General features: G+C 45.6%; 18 protein-coding genes. 13 read left to right on the forward strand and 5 right to left on the reverse strand.

Features of this window, described 5'->3' with window-relative positions; genetic code table 11:
- From dnaA to MPB2EB_RS00020, 4 genes are all read left to right on the forward strand, one after another.
- On the forward strand, positions 1-1,452 hold the full coding sequence (dnaA, locus tag MPB2EB_RS00005) for a chromosomal replication initiator protein DnaA (protein ID WP_185181868.1): 1,452 nt from the start codon (positions 1-3) through the stop codon (positions 1,450-1,452).
- Positions 1,453-1,555: 103 nt separating this feature from the next.
- Positions 1,556-2,665, forward strand: coding sequence for a DNA polymerase III subunit beta (gene dnaN / locus MPB2EB_RS00010; protein ID WP_185181869.1), 1,110 nt, complete (start codon positions 1,556-1,558; stop codon positions 2,663-2,665).
- 81 nt (positions 2,666-2,746) lie between these two features.
- The gene (gene gyrB / locus MPB2EB_RS00015) at positions 2,747-5,224 is read left to right on the forward strand and encodes a DNA topoisomerase (ATP-hydrolyzing) subunit B (protein ID WP_185181870.1); all 2,478 of its coding nucleotides are present in this window, start codon (positions 2,747-2,749) and stop codon (positions 5,222-5,224) included.
- Between the two features lie 205 nt (positions 5,225-5,429).
- Positions 5,430-6,287: a DUF5677 domain-containing protein gene (locus MPB2EB_RS00020; RefSeq protein ID WP_185181871.1), complete on the forward strand. Its 858-nt coding sequence runs from the start codon at positions 5,430-5,432 to the stop codon at positions 6,285-6,287.
- Positions 6,288-6,537: 250 nt separating this feature from the next.
- On the opposite strand, the gene MPB2EB_RS00025 is transcribed toward MPB2EB_RS00020, so the two are convergent.
- The 4 genes from MPB2EB_RS00025 to MPB2EB_RS00040 form a co-directional block, all read right to left on the reverse strand.
- Positions 6,538-7,143, reverse strand: coding sequence for an exonuclease (locus MPB2EB_RS00025; RefSeq protein ID WP_185181872.1), 606 nt, complete (start codon positions 7,141-7,143; stop codon positions 6,538-6,540).
- Positions 7,140-7,586, reverse strand: coding sequence for an SET domain-containing protein (locus MPB2EB_RS00030; protein WP_185181873.1), 447 nt, complete (start codon positions 7,584-7,586; stop codon positions 7,140-7,142). Before MPB2EB_RS00030 ends, MPB2EB_RS00025 begins: the two co-directional genes overlap by 4 nt.
- A 95-nt stretch (positions 7,587-7,681) precedes the next feature.
- Positions 7,682-8,797 carry a YbdK family carboxylate-amine ligase gene (locus tag MPB2EB_RS00035; protein ID WP_185181874.1) on the reverse strand — a complete coding sequence of 372 codons (1,116 nt, stop codon included), beginning with the start codon at positions 8,795-8,797 and terminating at the stop codon, positions 7,682-7,684.
- A 57-nt stretch (positions 8,798-8,854) separates the two neighbouring features.
- On the reverse strand, positions 8,855-10,045 hold the full coding sequence (locus MPB2EB_RS00040) for a cation:proton antiporter (protein ID WP_185181875.1): 1,191 nt from the start codon (positions 10,043-10,045) through the stop codon (positions 8,855-8,857).
- Between the two features lie 817 nt (positions 10,046-10,862).
- On the opposite strand from MPB2EB_RS00040, the gene mnmG reads away from it, so the two are divergent.
- The 4 genes from mnmG to MPB2EB_RS00060 are packed head-to-tail and all read left to right on the forward strand — an operon-like array spanning position 10,863 to position 15,221.
- Complete coding sequence (gene mnmG, locus MPB2EB_RS00045) at positions 10,863-12,806, forward strand: tRNA uridine-5-carboxymethylaminomethyl(34) synthesis enzyme MnmG (protein ID WP_185181876.1); 1,944 nt, start codon at positions 10,863-10,865, stop codon at positions 12,804-12,806.
- A 57-nt stretch (positions 12,807-12,863) separates the two neighbouring features.
- Entirely contained in the window at positions 12,864-13,526 is a 663-nt protein-coding gene (rsmG, locus tag MPB2EB_RS00050) for a 16S rRNA (guanine(527)-N(7))-methyltransferase RsmG (RefSeq protein ID WP_185181877.1), read from the forward strand.
- 16 nt (positions 13,527-13,542) lie between these two features.
- A complete protein-coding gene (locus MPB2EB_RS00055; protein WP_185181878.1) occupies positions 13,543-14,313 on the forward strand; it encodes a ParA family protein in 771 nt (256 codons plus the stop codon).
- Positions 14,314-14,330: 17 nt separating this feature from the next.
- A complete protein-coding gene (locus MPB2EB_RS00060; RefSeq protein ID WP_185181879.1) occupies positions 14,331-15,221 on the forward strand; it encodes a ParB/RepB/Spo0J family partition protein in 891 nt (296 codons plus the stop codon).
- A 144-nt stretch (positions 15,222-15,365) separates the two neighbouring features.
- Here the strand turns inward: MPB2EB_RS00060 and MPB2EB_RS00065 are convergent, their stop codons facing one another.
- A complete protein-coding gene (locus tag MPB2EB_RS00065) occupies positions 15,366-15,656 on the reverse strand; it encodes a nucleotidyltransferase family protein (protein ID WP_185181880.1) in 291 nt (96 codons plus the stop codon).
- 445 nt (positions 15,657-16,101) lie between these two features.
- On the opposite strand from MPB2EB_RS00065, the gene MPB2EB_RS00070 reads away from it, so the two are divergent.
- The 5 genes from MPB2EB_RS00070 (at position 16,102) to MPB2EB_RS00090 (ending at position 18,714) form a co-directional block, all read left to right on the forward strand.
- Entirely contained in the window at positions 16,102-16,440 is a 339-nt protein-coding gene (locus tag MPB2EB_RS00070) for an ATP synthase subunit I (protein ID WP_232534443.1), read from the forward strand.
- A 69-nt stretch (positions 16,441-16,509) separates the two neighbouring features.
- Complete coding sequence (atpB, locus tag MPB2EB_RS00075) at positions 16,510-17,361, forward strand: F0F1 ATP synthase subunit A (protein WP_185181882.1); 852 nt, start codon at positions 16,510-16,512, stop codon at positions 17,359-17,361.
- 33 nt (positions 17,362-17,394) lie between these two features.
- Positions 17,395-17,664 carry a F0F1 ATP synthase subunit C gene (gene atpE / locus MPB2EB_RS00080; protein ID WP_185181883.1) on the forward strand — a complete coding sequence of 90 codons (270 nt, stop codon included), beginning with the start codon at positions 17,395-17,397 and terminating at the stop codon, positions 17,662-17,664.
- A 34-nt stretch (positions 17,665-17,698) separates the two neighbouring features.
- On the forward strand, positions 17,699-18,169 hold the full coding sequence (locus MPB2EB_RS00085) for a F0F1 ATP synthase subunit B (protein ID WP_185181884.1): 471 nt from the start codon (positions 17,699-17,701) through the stop codon (positions 18,167-18,169).
- 2 nt (positions 18,170-18,171) lie between these two features.
- Positions 18,172-18,714 carry a F0F1 ATP synthase subunit delta gene (locus tag MPB2EB_RS00090; protein WP_185181885.1) on the forward strand — a complete coding sequence of 181 codons (543 nt, stop codon included), beginning with the start codon at positions 18,172-18,174 and terminating at the stop codon, positions 18,712-18,714.
- Positions 18,715-18,743: the final 29 nt, after the last annotated feature.

The raw sequence follows: 18,743 nt of genomic DNA on the forward strand, positions 1-18,743 counted from the left end.
ATGAAAGATTTTTGGCAACAATGCTCCACCCTACTGGAGCAAGAGCTTCCCTCCCAGCAATATCTGACTTGGATCAAGCCACTCTCTTTGCTTGAATTTGATACTGAGGCCAACATTTTGCGCATTGCTGCGCCAAATCGCTTTAAGCTCGATTGGGTCAAAAACCAATTTTCTGGTCGAATTACTGATATAGCATGCAATTTTTGGCGTAAGCCAATAGCCGTGCAGTTTGTCCTTGATCCCAAAGCTGGACGCCCAAACGGAAACCCCATAGCGAGCGCTGGTGTGTCCGATTCCAGTTCTATACCTCGCGCAGAGGCGGCCTCCTCCGCTCCAATCACTTTATCCAACCCTGCGCCGATGAGCAGAGACGGCGACGCGGAGCGCTCAGGCACCTTACCCATGATTGCGGGCAGCGACACGCAGGAGCGTTCCAAGCTTAACCCTATGCTCACCTTTGAAAATTTTGTCACAGGTAAAGCCAATCAGCTTGCGCGCGCAGCCGCGATTCAAGTCGCCGATAACCCCGGGGTTTCTTATAATCCGCTTTTTCTATATGGTGGCGTAGGTCTAGGCAAAACTCATCTAATTCATGCGATTGGTAACCAGCTCAGACAACAGAAACTGGGCGCACGCATTCGCTACATTCACGCAGAGCAATATGTATCAGACGTGGTAAAAGCTTACCAACGCAAAGCCTTCGACGAGTTCAAGCGTTATTATCACTCGCTTGATCTTTTGCTGATTGATGATATTCAATTTTTTTCTGGTAAATCGCGCACCCAGGAAGAGTTTTTCTATGCTTTTGAAGCGCTTGTCGCCAATAAAGGGCAAGTTATTATCACCAGCGACACCTATCCCAAAGAAATTTCCGGCATAGATGATCGGCTGATTTCACGCTTTGATTCCGGCTTAACGGTAGCCATTGAACCGCCTGAGCTCGAAATGCGCGTGGCTATTTTGCTGCGTAAGGCGCTGTTAGAGGGCGTGGTTGGCCTATCAGAGGATGTAGCGTTTTTTGTTGCTAAACATTTACGCTCAAATGTACGTGAACTTGAAGGTGCTTTGCGCAAAATCCTCGCCTATGCAAGATTCCATGGGCGCGAAATTACGATTGAGCTGACTAAAGAAGCACTTAAAGATTTGCTCACGGTACAAAATCGGCAAATCTCTGTTGAAAATATCCAGAGGACGGTCGCTGACCGTTATGGCATAAAAATCGCGGACATGTATTCAAAAAAACGGCCCGCGGATATTGCACGCTCGCGCCAAATTGCAATGTATCTAGCGAAAGAACTCACCCAAAAGAGTCTGCCCGAAATTGGTGAGCTCTTTGGGGGGCGCGATCACACCACGGTTTTGCACGCGGTGCGCAAAATTGCGGACGCGCGGAGCAAAGATGCGCTCCTCAACCGTGAACTGCACGTTTTAGAACAAACCCTGAAAGGGTGATTTTTCAGGCACAATATAGGTTTTTCTGTACCCATTTAAATAGAAAACATATCAGCGCTTATTTCAAGCACAGCGCAACCTGTTTAAGTTAAAAAGGATATGTATGCAATTGGTTAAAACCGAACGAGATCAGCTTTTGCGCCCACTGCAAGCGGTCAGCGGCGTAGTTAAACGTCGCAATAATACGACTCTGCCCATTTTGACTAATCTCCTGATTACTAAACAGGGTTCCGAGGTTTCATTTTTGTCTACGGATCTTGAGTTACAGATCACCACCCGCGCCGATTTAAGTTCTGGCCAAGAGCAAGCCGCTACCACGGTCGCGGCGCTTAAATTGGTTGACATCCTGCGCGCCATGCCTGCGGGAGAAGTCAGCTTAAGCCTCTCTGACAAACGCTTAACCGTACACTCCGGCAAAAGCCGTTTTGCGCTGCAAACACTTGCCGCAAGCGAGTTCCCAACGATTACGCAAAGCCAGCCGTTTGAGGCAAGCGTCACGATTAGCCAAAAAGCCTTTCGGCAATTGCTCGGCTATGTACACTTCGCGATGGCCCAACAAGACATCCGTTATTATTTAAACGGAATGTTGCTCATCATTGATGGTCAGCAACTGATGGCCGTGGCGACCGACGGCCATCGCCTAGCGTTTGCTTCAACTTCAGTGGATAGCTCATGCGCGCGGCAAGAAGTCATTATTCCACGCAAAACCATTCTCGAGTTACAGCGTTTACTTGAAGATAGCGACGAAACGCTTTGTATCGATCTTGCCCCAACCCAGGCGCGCTTTACTTTTAGTCAAATTGAGTTGATTTCTAAATTGGTTGAGGGTAAATTCCCCGATTTCCAGCGTGTCATTCCCAAAGGCTATACCCATCACTTCACCATCGGCCGCGACGAATTCCAACAGGCATTGATGCGCGCCGCTATTTTGACCTCGGACAAATTTAAAGGCGTGCGTTGCCTCATTGCGCCGGGCCAACTAAAAATCACTTCAAGCAATGCAGAGCAAGAAGAAGCTCAAGAAGAGCTGGAAATCGCCTATGATGGCGTCTCTGCGGATATCGGGTTTAACGTCACCTATTTGCTTGACGTACTCTCCAATGTGAAAGCGGATACGCTGCAATTTAGCTTGGAAAACTCGAACTCTAGTGTGCTTCTCACCATTCCAGGCAATGAAGATTTCAAATATGTCGTCATGCCCATGCGAATTTAAGCGCAGACACAGAGATTATTACACCAGGGGCCATGCGCCCCTTTGCCGTTTTTAACACGCCAGAAAAACTGGAAGAATTTCATGACCGATCAGCAAAAACCGCAATCCGACACCAGCTATGGAGCCTCGTCAATCCAAATTCTTGAAGGCCTAGAAGCTGTCCGCAAACGGCCCGGAATGTATATTGGTGATACTTCAGACGGCACTGGCCTGCATCACTTGGTATTTGAGGTGCTCGACAACGCGATCGATGAAGCATTAGCCGGGCATTGCGACGACATTCATGTCACCATTCATACGGATAATTCCATTTCCGTCACCGACAATGGCCGCGGCATCCCGACTGATATAAAGTTCAATGATAAGCATGATCCTAAGCGTAGCGCGGCTGAAATTGTTATGACTGAACTGCATGCTGGCGGCAAATTCGACCAAAATAGCTATAAAGTCTCGGGCGGCTTACACGGCGTTGGCGTATCGTGTGTCAATGCCTTATCGAAATGGCTGCGCTTGGTCATTCGCCGCGATGGCAAAAAACATCTGATGGAATTTCACCGCGGAGTTGCACAAAATCGGGTTATCGAACAGATCAACGGCGAACCCGTCTCCCCAATTTCCGTGATTGGCGCCACCGAGCAACGCGGCACAGAAGTACACTTTTTAGCCGACGAAGAAATCTTTAAAGATATTGAATTCCATTACGACATTTTAGCCAAACGCATCCGCGAGCTTTCTTTCTTAAATAATGGCGTGTCTATCCGGCTCACGGATCTGCGCACGGGTAAAGAAGATGACTTTGCTTTTTCAGGCGGGGTGAAAGGCTTTGTTGAATATATTAATAAGTCAAAGCAAACTCTGCATCCAACGATTTTTTATGCGGTCGGTGAAAAAGAGAATGTGAGCGTCGAAGTAGCCATGCAGTGGAATGACAGCTATAACGAAAATGTACAGTGCTTCACCAACAATATCCCGCAACGCGACGGCGGTGCACATTTAACGGGTTTACGGGCCGCTATGACGCGCGTCCTCAACAAATATATTGAGGGCCACGATCAAACCAAGAAAAATAAAACCGAAACCTCCGGCGACGATATGCGCGAAGGTCTCACCTGTGTCTTATCGGTGAAAGTCCCTGAGCCCAAATTCAGTTCGCAAACCAAAGATAAACTGGTTTCGTCAGAAGTGCGAGCACCCGTCGAAGAATTAGTTGCCAAAGCGCTCGAAGCCTTTTTGCTGGAAACGCCAAATGATGCAAAAATCATTTGCGGCAAGATTCTTGAAGCAGCGCGTGCCCGTGAAGCAGCGCGTAAAGCCCGCGACATGACGCGCCGCAAAGGAATTTTAGAAGGCGGCGGCTTACCTGGCAAACTGGCTGACTGCCAAGAACGGGACCCAGCCAAATCAGAGATCTATATTGTTGAGGGAGACTCGGCAGGCGGCTCCGCTAAGCAAGGGCGTGACCGTAAATTTCAAGCCATCTTACCGTTGCGCGGTAAAGTGCTTAATGTCGAAAGAGCGCGCTTCGACAAACTATTATCCTCAGAACAAATCGTAATTCTGATCACGGCGCTCGGCTGCGGTATCGGCAAAGAAGACTATAACCTCGATAAACTACGTTATCACCGCATTATCATCATGACCGATGCGGATGTAGATGGCGCGCATATCCGCACCTTGCTTCTTACGTTCTTTTACCGGCAGATGCCAGATATGATCGAACGTGGCTATATCTATATTGCACAACCTCCGCTTTACAAAATTAAACACGGTAAAGAAGAGCGTTACTTGAAAGACAACCACGAGTTAAACCAACATATGCTGCGGCTTGCTTTACAAGGGGCTGAGCTGGTGCCTGCAGAAGGCGCTGAACCCCTTACAGGAGATACGCTAGGCGAGCTGACACGCTCTTATTTACTCGCTGAAGCAGTGATTGACCGTTTGCGCCAAATGATCGACACAGGCGCGCTAGAAGCCATTATGGATGGCGTTGAGATTAACTTATCTTCATTAACCTCTGCTCAAACCAGCGCAGAAATGCTCGAAGCGGCATTACGCGCCGAGCCACTTAAGCCTGAAATTCGCGTGCGTCCGATTTATGATGAGACCCTTGAATCTCATTCACTACGCATCGAACGCAGCCATCATGGCAATCTAAAAGTCAGCGTGATTGATGAAGAGTTTTTAGCCACGGCTGATTTTCAGCAATTACAAACGACTGCACAAACGTTTAAAGGCTTAATTAACAAGGGTGCGTTTATTAAGCGTGGCGAACGCAGCGTCGCTGTGCATGATTTTAAAAGTGCGATGAAATGGCTCTTTAGCGATGCTGAACGCAACGTTAGCAAACAACGCTACAAAGGTCTGGGTGAAATGAATCCAAGTCAGCTGTGGGAAACTACGATGGATCCTAATGTACGACGTCTTTTACGCGTGCAGCTTGAAGACGCGATTGCGGCCGATACTATCTTTACGACGTTAATGGGCGATGAAGTTGAGCCACGGCGTGCGTTTATTGAGACGAATGCGTTACGGGCTCGGAATATTGATACGATTGGTTGATATGTAAATGGGTTTTTTAAATGTCAAAGAGCGGGCTTGTGCTGGAGATTAAACCAAAAGCAGCCCTCATTGTCGGGGGCTGCGAAGCTCGAGTTTACTTCTGCATTTTAGTAGCTAGCGCAGTGTCGCTTTGTGCTTACAACGCGACATATGCTGTGAGTGTTTTTTTAATGACCTTCACTTCAGCCCAAAAAATCAATCTGAAATGGAAAATCTCAAAATAGAATTTGAAGAGACCGCTACCAAAAACTGGAAACACCTTGCACAAATTTCTCAATTAGAAGATATATTTTTTTCCGCAAAAATGATATTAGAAAAAATAAGAACTAATAAATATCGAGCTTCTATTTTTACGCAAAAAAATATTCAAATTACTATTATTACTGATGCACTCTGCGATATGCATCAAACAATGCTATTCAGCTTAAAAGAAGGATTATTTTATTCAGTTAGTCCATTGGCTAGGATAAGTCTTGAACATGCAATAAATCTTATATATATATTAGACGATGACACTAGCCAGAGAACCAATCAACTTTCCCGAAATTATATCGAGACAACATATAAAAAATCTGAACTCTGGTTTCAACATGAAAAAGAATTTGGGACTACAGAAGAAATATTTGCCTCAAAGAAAAAGTTTGATTTTATTAAATTTGTAAAAAATAGCAATGCGTCACTAATGAAAAAATGCTCAAATTGGCCTAATACCTTCGAGCGATTTAAGCAATGTGGTGCTGTAAAAGCATATAGAACAATTTATGCTATGAACTCAGATTCGGTACACTGTTTGTCCGAAGATATGTTCAATTTTGGTACTATATCTAAATACCCTGCGCAGCTTCAGAAATGTGTTTTGGATTATTTGAAGTCTCAAAATGCATCCTTATCGGTCTATCTGTTTTGTCAAACACTTCGTTTTTTTTGCTTCGGCTTGCAAAAATACTCACTATTAGTAAAGAATGATGAGTGCAACGCAAACCTTAATAGGTTATGTAAGGAATTATCATACATTTCTGAAATACACAATATTGATCTGTTCGAGGATTTAATCAAAAAATAAATTAATTTTATGATTTATTGGATAATAAAAATAGAAGCGTGCTTCGGCATTTAACTTTAAGTTAGATAGCCATAGTATAATCAGAAAGCACTCACATTTCCAGGCAATGCTTTATAGCCCATGGCCATTATCTAATAAGATAGGCCAAACGGGAAAGAGAAACTAGCGTTATCCGCTAAGAAAAACAATAGCTCCGCTATAGTGGTTCCGACTTTAGTAAATACTAACTAACACTATTGCAGTAATTGTATTAAAGTGATTCGTCCGCGCTAGGACTACAGTCCTCTTGCCGCGCCCGCAGCTCAGCCAACATATTACAAAACAACGCACCTTGTTCAATCGCATCATCCAGCGCAACATGGGTATGCGGATGCTGATCAAACCAATGCGCGGGAAAACGCGGTTTAATGCATTTCCGATAAGGCAAGCCCGTCATAGCAAAGGCAAGCGTTTTAATATCAAGCGCCGACCAAGAAAACGGGCACCGACCGACAAAACGCATCATGTACCAAAACATGAAGGTGAAATCAAAACCCGCCGGAAAGGCGACGAATACCGGTTTACCTGGCAGCGCTTCAACCCACGCAACGTAGTCCGTCAACGCCTGTTGAGGGGCTTGTAAGCTCTGCCGGCTAGCAGCCCATGCCTGCGGCTGTGTTTTCCACCAGGCGGCCTGCACGGGGTGCGCCGTGGCCTCTGGCAGCGTTTCGAGGTTTGCACTAAAAGTCGCGACTAGACGCTTATCTGAAGTGTAAGCGGCCGAAGCGAAACTAAGCATTGAGTGTGGTCCAGGAATTGGACCATCTGCTTCAACGTCGGTACTGACGTAAATTTCTTCTTGTACTGAATTGTTCATTTTGGTGCAAGCATGGTTTTGCGGCATTTACGCGCGCCACAGTGGCATGCATAGGCAAGTTTCAAGGCTTTAGTGTGGCGCGCATCGCAGACTAGCCCATAATCATAAAATAATTCTTTGCCAGCTTCGATCGCGCGTGACGCATAGATATAAACGCGCCCATCAACTTCTTCAGCATGGCAATTTGGCGCGCATGAATGATTCACCCAACGCGCACTATTGCCCCCAAAATTAGCATCAATGACATCGCCGTCTTCCAAGGCAAAATAAAAGGTGTGATTAGGTTCATCTGGATTCCAAGGGTGACGTTTTTGAGCTTCATCCCATGAAATATGCTCGCCTTTGTATTCAAAGATGCGCTCGCCTGCAACGAGCCGACGCACCGCAAATACTCCTCTTCCGTGTATCCCTGAGCGACGTACTGTAATTTTGCGTGTACTCATCCAAGTATCCTTTTTCCTAGCGATGAGTTATTTACTTTATGCATCCGATAAATCTTTTAACATAATGCACAACAATCCATCTGTTATAGAAGATCTTAACTACGCCAAAGCAGGCATTGTTGGCGCACGGTTTCATGTAAAGAACTTTCTTTACGATATATATCGCGCAACCAAACTGCATCATTGGTTTGTGCTTGCACCAGCTTACGCACGACTACAAGCGCGTCTGTGCAATCGAGTTCTTGCGCGTGCGGAGCAAGTGCATCTAGCGTCATTAAAATATCTTGCGCTATCGTTCGCCGTTCACCATTTTGTGGATTGACATTCATTCCCGCCAAGCCAAATCGGCAAGCTTCAAACCGGTTAAAGTTATAGACTAAATAATCGTCTTCGTGCAGCGTTAATGGTTTATCAAGCAACAAATAACGCGCTAGCGCCTGAATATAGCAAGCGATGGCGGCGGCTTTTTCGATTGATAATGGCGTATCCATCACCCTAACTTCAACTGTGCCAAAGTTAGGTTTTGGCCTTATATCCCAATAGAAATCCTTCATGCTTTTAATCACGCCGGTACTAATCATCTTCGAATAATATTCTTCAAAATCAGACCAAGTCAGCGCAAAAGGCGCGCGTCCACTCATTGGAAAAGCAAATACAGAATTGAGCCGTGCTGAATGAAAACCCGTATCCATACCTTGCACAAACGGCGATGATGCTGACAAAGCAATCAGATGTGGGATATAGCGTGATAATGAATGTAATAAAAAAAGTGAGCTATCCGCATCTGGACAACCAATATGGACATGTTGCCCAAATATCGTAAATTGTTTTGCGAGATAACCGTACAGTTCTGATATATAGTGAAACCGGGGTTCATCGGAAATCTGTCGATCACTCCATTGTTGAAAGGCATGAGTGCCACCGCCGCAAAGGCCAACATTAAGCTTCTCAGCCGCCGTCACCAATACATCGCGTAACACGCCTAAATCCGTCAATGCTTGATGGTAGTTAGTACAAATACCTGTGGCCAGCTCGATCATGCTTTCCGTGATCTCAAGCTTAATATCGCCGGGCACTTTTTGGTCTTTAACCAAGCGCATTAGGTCTGAGGCTGCTTTGGTTAAGTCGTAATCGTGTGTATTAACGATCTGAATCTCAAGCTCTATGCCAAAAGTAAACGGTTTAGATGGATTAAAAGTTTCAAGACTCATCGTAAAACTAACTCCTGTTTAGAACTACCCTCCAAAAAAGTCCTTTCGGATACTTTTTTACTGTCTTCGTTCACCAATAAACGATAGACTCCAATATACAAGCAGTGGCGTAAATAATTGCAATATAAGAATTGCACTTAGCATAATTGCTCGTAAGTTCGGATCAAAATTTGGATAAAGAGTATAAGTATTTTCAACGAGTAAATAAGCAAAAGCCGACATTGGTGCTAGCGTTAAACCCAATGCTAGACCTTGCTTCATGCTGATTCCGCTTGGTTTGGCAAAAGCTAAAACCCCAAGCAGTTTGGCTAACATCCGTGCGCCAATCATTGCTAGCGCCGCAAACCCGCCAAGCGCAAGGTAGGTCCACTGGAATGAAATCAGTGTGATCACAAAAAGGACGACCGTTAAAAGCCAGCCAGCCGTGCCAAAATGGGCTTGCCATAACTGCGGACGTGGATCAAAGTTTTTAAGAATAATACCGGCTGTGAGCAAAGCCAGAAGCGTCGATAACTCTAGCATGTGCGTGACAGCGATTGCGAGTAACACAAGCCCAATCAAGATAACAAACGAATGCTCATCGTGTAGATTGACGCGCTGGCAACTACGCGCAAGCACATAGGCTATAGCAAGCGAACCTAAGATCAGATATAACGGTTCAGTCAATGTAGCAAATAAATTGCCATAATACTCTTGGTGCATCCAAGTTGACACGAGTTCTAGCAAGATCACTGCATACATACTATTAAGTGCTGTCAAGGCAAGCAGCCTTTCTGTCACTTGTCCTTCACTTTTAAGCTCAGTTTTTAACTGAATCACCATCGTAGGCGAAGTGGCGATCGCAATAGATGCAATTACGGTCGTTGTCATGAGTGGAACATCCATCAACTGCAGTGCAATTATTACTGTAGCGAAAGTCAATGTGGCTTCAGCAAGGCTGGTTGCAATGAGCCATGGATTTGTGCGAATCCACCGTAAATTAAGTCGGTTCCCCAATTCAAAAAGTAACATTCCAAGCGCAACATCCATTAAAAATCGCGCGTCATTGGCTAGTGCGTTATCAATCACGCCAAAGCCTGCCGAACCCGCCAACAAGCCGATGACGCCATAGCCTGTAATGCGTGGCAAGCGCCATGCCTTCCAGCACAATTCGCCACATAAGCCTGCCATCAATAGAGTCAACCCAACCCAAAATACTGTGTCCGGAACGAGTGGCCAATGAGGCAGATATGAAAACGCCGATTTCATTAGTAACCTTTTCTTGGTTAAAGGGTGTTGCAGCTTTGAATGTACGTACTTGTACAGCGCTTAGCGTAGTTCATATGACAAACCGCATATTCGTTATACAGGCTAAGCGAATGCATCAAAAGATACAGTTCTGTATTTTTGTAATACAGAAATAGTTTGATGCACTTGGAGAACCCTCATTGTGCCACATCTTTTTACGGATCATGCAGGATTTACAGACCGTACCGTGCTTAGAAAGCACTAGAGAAATTACAAGGAAATGGGCGACTTAAGGTGTGATGTTTGCGAAGAGTCGTGCGTTTTTTAACTTCAATGCAGTATCACGATGACTCATTGCCATTTGGGGTATTACGCATAGCAAATAATTTAACTATTTTGGTTAAATATTTAACCTGCTCGGGTAGCATCATCTAGGTTCTTTATATTCTTACAATAGTTTCTTATATATAAATAGTAATAACAATAAAACTCTAAGTTTTCTGTGGAAAAATGAAGAATTCTTTTTCTAATCAAATAGATAGAACTAGTATAAGTAGCCTAAAAAGTATCGTATGAAGAAGTGGACAAGAAGGATAACTTTTTTCTAATTTGGAAATGGTGGCAGTTATCCAGAATCAGTCCACAAGATGTCCTCAAGATTAAAGCCTACTTATCCACAGCTTGGCGTGGATAGAATAGAAAAATTGAGCCACGTAAATGTGGAAACGTTTCACGTGAAACAACAACTAAAAAAGAGGGTTTATATGAGTTTCTTTAACCGTTATAATGAAAATCTATAAATTTTGAAGGTTCGCGCTGTAGCCGCGTGTGAAATGTAATGTTTTATCCAACAGAATTCGATGTCATTGTTGTTGGTGGTGGTCATGCTGGTACGGAGGCGGCTTTAGCGTGCGCTCGTATGGGCTGTAACACACTATTACTGACTCATAATATTGAAACCTTGGGTCAAATGAGCTGTAATCCGTCGATTGGCGGGATCGGTAAAGGACATTTGGTTAAGGAAATTGATGCATTAGGTGGTGCGATGGCGCTGGCGGCAGATGAGGCGGGTATCCAATTTCGGATTCTTAATTCGTCAAAAGGCCCTGCTGTGCGAGCAACACGCTCTCAAGCAGATCGTTTGTTATATAGGCAAGCAATCCGGTATCGGCTAGAAAACCAACCTAATTTGAGCTTGTTTCAGCAGGCAGTGACAGATTTGACGGTTCAAGGTGATCGCGTAACCGGTGTTCAAACTCAGCTAGGCATTTATTTTCGCGCGCAGTCAGTGATACTGACCGCAGGCACGTTCTTAGATGGAAGAATTCATGTTGGATTAACTCATCATTCTGGCGGTCGTGCGGGAGATCCAGCTGCGGTTCAGCTTTCTGCACGCCTTAAAGAATTAAAGTTGGCGCAAGGCCGGTTAAAAACCGGAACCCCGCCACGCATTGATGGCCGTACCATTGATTTTTCAAAGCTGGAAAAACAATTGGGGGATAATCCGACGCCGACTTTCTCATTTATCGGGCATGCTCACTCGCATCCGGCTCAATTACCTTGTTGGGTAACGCATACTAATCAGCGCACACACGACATTATTCGTTCAAGTTTAGACCGGTCGCCTATGTATACGGGGGCGATTGAAGGAACGGGTCCGCGCTATTGCCCATCCATTGAAGATAAAATCCATCGCTTTGCAGATAAAGCTGCGCATCAAATTTTTCTTGAGCCGGAAGGGTTGACAACTCATGAAATTTACCCAAATGGAATTTCTACCAGTTTGCCTTTTGATATTCAATTAGAGCTTGTGCATTCAATGTCTGGGTTAGAAAATGCGCATATTTTGCGGCCAGGTTATGCGATTGAATATGATTATTTTGATCCACGTGGCTTGAATGTGTCATTAGAGACAAAAGCCATTCAAAATCTCTTCTTTGCGGGACAAATTAATGGTACTACGGGTTATGAAGAAGCTGCTGCGCAAGGGCTGTTGGCTGGCATAAATGCAGCGCTTAAAGTTCAAGGAAAGGCGCCTTGGGTTCCACGTCGTGATCAAGCGTATTTAGGGGTGTTGGTTGATGACCTAGTAACGCGTGGCGTATGTGAACCTTATCGAATGTTCACAAGCCGGGCTGAATATCGACTCAGCTTGCGGGAAGACAATGCGGATATGCGCTTAACTGAAATCGGTTGGAATTTAGGTGTAGTTGACAAAATTCGCTGGGAAATTTTTAGCCGTAAACGTGAAATGGTTTCACGTGAAACAGAAAGATTAAAATCAATTCACGTGACGCCAAAAATGCTACCCGCTGAAGCAGCGACTTCATTGTTAGGTAAACCTATCGAACACGAATATAGTCTTGCCGATTTATTACGACGCCCAGGCATTAGCTATGCAGCTCTCATGACGGTACAAGATAGCGCTTATGCGCCTGCTGAACCCCTTGCAGATGATGAATACCTACAACAACAGATCCAAGAGCAAATAGAAATTAGCATTAAATACCAGGGATATATCGAGCGGCAGGCAAACGAGATTGAACGCAATGAAGCGCATGAAAATACCCCGCTACCGAGTCAATTCGATTATGCAACGGTGCGTGGATTATCATTTGAAGCATGCCAAAAGTTAAATCAACACCAACCGGAAACCTTAGGACAGGCTTCTCGGATTTCTGGCGTGACGCCAGCGGCAATTTCACTTTTAATGGTTTATTTGAAAAAAAGATTGAATCAAGGTATTCCATTCAATGCGACTGAAACACGTGATAATTCATAATCGATGGATCAGTAAATTGAGCGCCATGATTCATTCAACACCACTTATTAACGTACTATGCAAATAAATTCACCAGCGCTTGCTGATACGCTTATTAAAGGTGCTATGGCGCTAGGTATTGTGCTGGATGATGATCAACAAACGCGCTTGCTTGCTTATCTTGACTTGCTTGCGAAGTGGAATCGTGTTTATAACCTAACGGCAATCCGCGATCCATATCAGATGTTGGTTCAGCATTTACTCGATTCATTAGCGATTTTGCCTTATCTTACCCGTTGCACGCCATCGAAGGTGCTTGATGTGGGTTCTGGCGGTGGCTTGCCGGGAGTTGTGCTGGCTATCGCTCAGCCCGCTTGGAATATAACGCTGAATGATATTGTGCAAAAGAAAACGGCTTTTTTACTGCAAACTAAAGCAACGCTTTCATTGCCAAACGTCACGGTTGTAACCGGTCGAGTGGAATCATTGCGGCCAGGCATTGAGATTGAGCAGCCATTTGATACGATCCTTTGTCGTGCTTTTGCTAAATTAGCGGATTTTGTGTCACTGGTCCGTCATTTACTGGTCCCTGGCGGTTCAATTTGGGCCATGAAGGGGGTGCAACCCACCACCGAAATAGCGGCCTTACCGGCTGATATGAAGGTTGTTAATAGTATTGAACTTGCTGTCCCATTTCTTAATGCAGAACGACATCTGGTTCAGATCAAATTTGGAGCTTGAAGTAAAAGACGAGACAATGGCTAAAATTTTTTGCATTGCAAATCAAAAAGGCGGGGTTGGCAAAACCACTACCTCGGTTAATCTTGCGGCTAGCTTGGCTAAGCAGAAGCAGCGAGTATTGTTGATTGATCTTGACCCACAGGGCAATGCAACAATGGGTAGCGGGATTGACAAAACACAGTGCGAAAATACGCTCTATGAAGTTTTGGTTGATGGCGTTGCGCTTGCCGAGGCGCGTTTAAAATCAGCGGCGGCTGGCTACGATGTGTTGCCGGCCAATCGTGAGCTTGCTGGTGCGGAAATTGAGCTGGTTAATCGGGCGCAAAGGGAGCGCCAACTTGGCGCCGCAATCGCCATAGTCCGGGCAGAATATGATTTCATTTTAATCGATTGCCCCCCCGCTTTATCGTTACTTACCCTAAATGGGTTATGTTGCGCAAATGGCGTGATTATCCCCATGCAGTGTGAGTATTTTGCGCTTGAAGGTCTTTCGGATTTGATCGATACAATTAAGCGTGTACACGCCAATCTCAACCGTGAACTGCAAATTATTGGCTTATTACGCGTCATGTTTGATTCACGCATTACGTTACAACAGCAAGTGTCGGATCAACTCAAACAGCATTTCGAGGGTAAAGTATTTAATACGATTATTCCGCGTAATGTGCGTCTAGCAGAAGCGCCAAGCCATGGTATGCCTGGTATTGTTTTTGATCCAAGCTCTCGAGGCGCAAAAGCTTATATGCAATTTGGCGCGGAAATGATTAAGCGTATTCGAGCAAAATAGAAGTGAAAGAGAGCAAAATGAACGCAGTTAACAGAAAAAAAGGTCTGGGGCGTGGGCTTGACAGTTTGCTTGGCGCGGACCTTAGCATGCTTGAAGCTACCCCCGTAGAAGGTAAGCCAACCACACTACGGCTTGCTCAATTGCAGGCAGGTAAATACCAGCCGCGCGCGAGAATGGATGAAAGTGCGTTGCAAGAACTGGCCGCGAGCATTCGCGCCCAGGGTTTAATCCAGCCGCTTCTGGTGCGTCCGTTGGCAGATAGCGAGCGCTATGAAATTATCGCTGGCGAACGCCGCTTTCGCGCAGCGAGCCTAGCAGGGTTGGATGAAGTGCCAGTTTTGGTCAGGGAGGTTTCTGACCAAGCGGCAGCGGCAATGGCGCTGATTGAAAATATCCAGCGTGAAGATTTAAATCCCCTTGAAGAAGCGCAGGGAATTCAGCGCCTATTAAATGAATTTGATTTTACGCACGAACAAGCAGCGCAAGCTGTGGGCCGTTCGCGTAGTGCGGTGTCGAATTTACTGCGCTTGCTTAATCTAGCGCAACCGGTGCAAATTATGCTAGTTGCGGGGGACCTGGATATGGGCCATGCACGAGCATTGTTGGCCGTGGATGCGGCCTCGCAGATCACGTTGGCTCATCAGATTGTTAACCGTCGGCTATCTGTGCGTGAAGCTGAAAAATTGGTAGCGGCTTCGCTTAAATCAATGACCTTAGCGGCACCTAAACGTGTGCATCAAAAAGGGCAAGATCTGATACGGCTTGAAGAAGAGCTCTCTGATACGTTAGCGGCGACAGTTAAAATCAAATTAAAGCGCAAAGGCCAAGGTCAGTTAACCATTGACTTTGGTGGCCTTGATGCGCTTGAAGGGATTATCGAACGCCTACGTGTTCATCTGGAAAACTAGAAAATTACAGAAATTCCGTGTGTGCAGCAAGAGCTTTCTTAGCGGCGCATCCCCCCTCTTAAAGTGATGGTTTTGCAAGGGGCGTCTTGGTTATAGCTTGAGAAAAATTTTCTAACTAATCTGATAATCGTTGCTTATCACGACTCATACAGGGATTGCTTCCAATAGGACTTTAGCACGGAATTTTTCTGGCAGTGCTTTGGGTGTAAGTATGTCTACAGGTATGCCTAGTAATTGCAGCAATTTATGCCGTATCGCTCCAATATCGAACAACGTCGTGTCCGGTGTGGGATCAATTAAAATGTCAAGGTCACTATTCTCGGTGTCTTTACCACGAGCAACTGAACCAAAGACACGAGGGTTTCGGGCGCGGTGAGATTCTACTACGAGACGGATTGCTTCTCGGTGGGAAGCTAAAACTAGGGATGGCTTCATGACATTCTTTGTTTGGTTAATATCAAATATTCCTAAACAACATAATTCAGTTTAAGGATAGCATGGCGTCAATAAAAGATATAATAATAAAAGTTTGTGGATTATTACAAGAATTTTTCCGTGAGTTCATGGACTCAATCTGAAGATTGTCTCGTTAGTTATCCTGTATGGACTTTATAAATCTAGCCTTCTGGGACACTGGCGAACAATCTCAACAAATATTCCTGAACAGCGCAAATTCAATTTAAGGATGGCATGGCGCCAATAAAAGATACAATAATAAAAGTCCGTAACAAAAACTTGAGCTCTGTCGAAGAATCGCTTACAATTGCCGGCGCTGTTTGTTTAATAAGCGTACAGTCTTGCTTAGCTGCCAGCCTCGTAAAAGTGGCAACAGATGAGTATCCTCTTGTTCTTCCGCTTAGTGGTTTAAATGAAGCGCTCAATGCGGATCACTCCATTCAAAGTTGTGCAAGCGCAAATAGCTTTGTCCATTGCGATGGCAATGTTATGGGGCGTGTTTGCTAGTGAGCCAAGTCATGCCGCGCGCTCTGCTTTAATCGGCGGCGCAATAGGCTGGATACCCTCGGCTTTGTTTGCATTGCGCTTAAGCGCACGAGTGTCGGTGGCAAGCTGGGTGGTGGGTGAGTTAATAAAGATTGGCCTGACGATCGCGCTGTTTGTCGCGGCTGCGGTTTTTCTTCCCGCTCTAAATTGGCTGGCTTTACTGGTAACTTACATTGTTGTGCTCAAAACATATTGGGTCGCTCTGATTTTACGGTAAAGGTAACGCAAGTGCGGATAATCGCACAGAGAATTTTGTTGAATTGAGTTAAAAACGTAAATTTGAGATATGACGGCCGATACAGCAACTCATGCCCTAAACCCCTCTGGGTACATTGGGCACCATCTGCAGAATTTTTCGAATAAGCCACAAACTTCGATTGTGGATTTTTCAGTATGGCATCTAGATACCCTGTTCTGGTCAGTTCTAATGGGGTTGGTTGCGATTGGCATACTTTATTGTGCAGCGCGACGGGCAACTAGCGGTGTGCCGTCCCGCTTCCAGTGCGCGGTCGAGCTCTTAGTTGAGATGGTCGAAAGTCAATCGAAGTCAATGATTCATGGTAGCCGCCGTTTTATTGCGCCACTTGCCTTAACGGTATTTCTTTGGGTTGCGTTGATGAACGCACTAGATTTGCTGCCGGTTGATTTACCTGCGCAAATCATCAGTTGGCTTGGCTTATCCGGCGTGATCCCGAATCATCGCATTGTGCCGACCGCTGATCTAAATGCGACCTTAGGGATTGCCCTGGGAGTACTGCTTTTAGTTCTGTACTACAGCGTTAAAGTAAAAGGTTTGGGTGGCTTTATACGTGAACTGTTGTCAGCGCCGTTTGGTAAGCATCCTGCACTCTGGCCTTTTAACTTATTGCTCAATATTATCGAATATCTGGCTAAGACCATCTCCCTGGGCATGCGGCTCTTTGGCAATATGTATGCGGGAGAGCTGTTGTTTTTGTTGATCGCGCTACTTGGCAGTTTGTGGAGTTTCAATTTAGATGCTTCGGTTCTTGGTTTTGCTGGCCATGTGCTAGCCGGAAGCTTGTGGGCCATATTCCATATCTTAGTTGTGTTGTTGCAGGCATTTATCTTTATGATGCTGACGCTGGTGTATCTGGGTCAAGCACACGATAGTCATTAATTTTTGTTTTAAATTTTAAATAAAGGAGTCATCATGCAAGCTTTTATCGCCAATATCCAAGGACTTACTGCGATCGGGATCGGCATTATTATTGGTCTAGGGGCAATTGGTGCATGTATTGGCATTGCGCTGATGGGCGGTAAATATATCGAGGCTTGCGCACGTCAGCCAGAATTGATGAACCCACTGCAAACTAAAATGTTTTTGCTCGCAGGTTTGATTGATGCGGCCTTTTTGATTGGCGTTGGAGTTGCCATGTTGTTTGCTTTTGCGAATCCGTTACTTGCGCCGCTAGCAAGCTAAAGATCCCCGTGTATTTGGATAATAAGGGCATATCGTGAATATTAACGCAACCCTCGTTGCGCAAGCGGTGGTGTTTTTGATCCTCGCATGGGTTACGATGAAATTCGTGTGGCCTCCGTTGATCAATGCACTGGATGAGCGCACCCAGAAAATCGCTGATGGCTTGGCGGCAGCGGAAAAAGGCAAAGCTGAGTTGGCCGTTGTGAATAAACAAGTTGAGCAGGCTCTTGCGCAGGCGCGTGAGCAAGGTCAACAACGTGTTGCTGACGCTGAAAAGCGAGCCCAGGCAAGCGCCGAGGAAATCAAGCAGAATGCGCACAATGAAGCCGCGCGGATTATTGCGCAAGCACAGTCACAGGCTGAACAGCAATTTATAGCAGCGCGTGAAACCTTGCGCAATGAGGTCGCTGACCTTGCAGTCAAGGGTGCGGAACAAATCCTGCGGCGTGAAATTGATAGTAAAGCGCATGCTGCATTATTGCAGCAGCTCAAAGCCGAGCTTTAATTATGGCGGAACTTGCTACCCTCGCTCGTCCTTATGCTGAGGCGCTTTTCCAGGTCGCGCAAGGCAATGACCTTGCCGCCTGGTCTAGTTGGTTGCAGCAATTGGCGCACATTGCTAGTTTGCCTGAAGTCCGCGCATTAGCGGCTAACCCTAAGATAGAGCACGAGCAAATCTGCGAATTGCTGTTGTCAGGGTTGGTGTTGCCGGCGAGTGAACCGGCTGGGCAGATTAAAAACTTTGTGCGCATCATCACTGGCGCGCACCGGCTTAATGCTTTAAATGAAATCGCAGTGCAGTTTGATGCGCTGAAAAATGCCAGCGAAGGCGCGGCAGATGCGTTGATTGCCAGTGCTTTTGCGCTTGAAGGCGAGACTTTGTCCACCCTCATTTTAGCGCTAGAGCGTAAATTTGGCTGTAAGCTCAAGCCGCATGTGACAATCGATCCGGCTTTGATTGGTGGCATTTGTGTCACGGTTGGCGATAAAGTGCACGATACTTCGGTGCGCACACGGCTAGCGCAGATGCGTTCAGCGCTCACAGCATAGCAGATGGCTTTTCCAGAATTGAATGATTA

This window comes from Mycoavidus sp. B2-EB (assembly GCF_014218255.1).
GTDB lineage: Bacteria > Pseudomonadota > Gammaproteobacteria > Burkholderiales > Burkholderiaceae > Mycoavidus.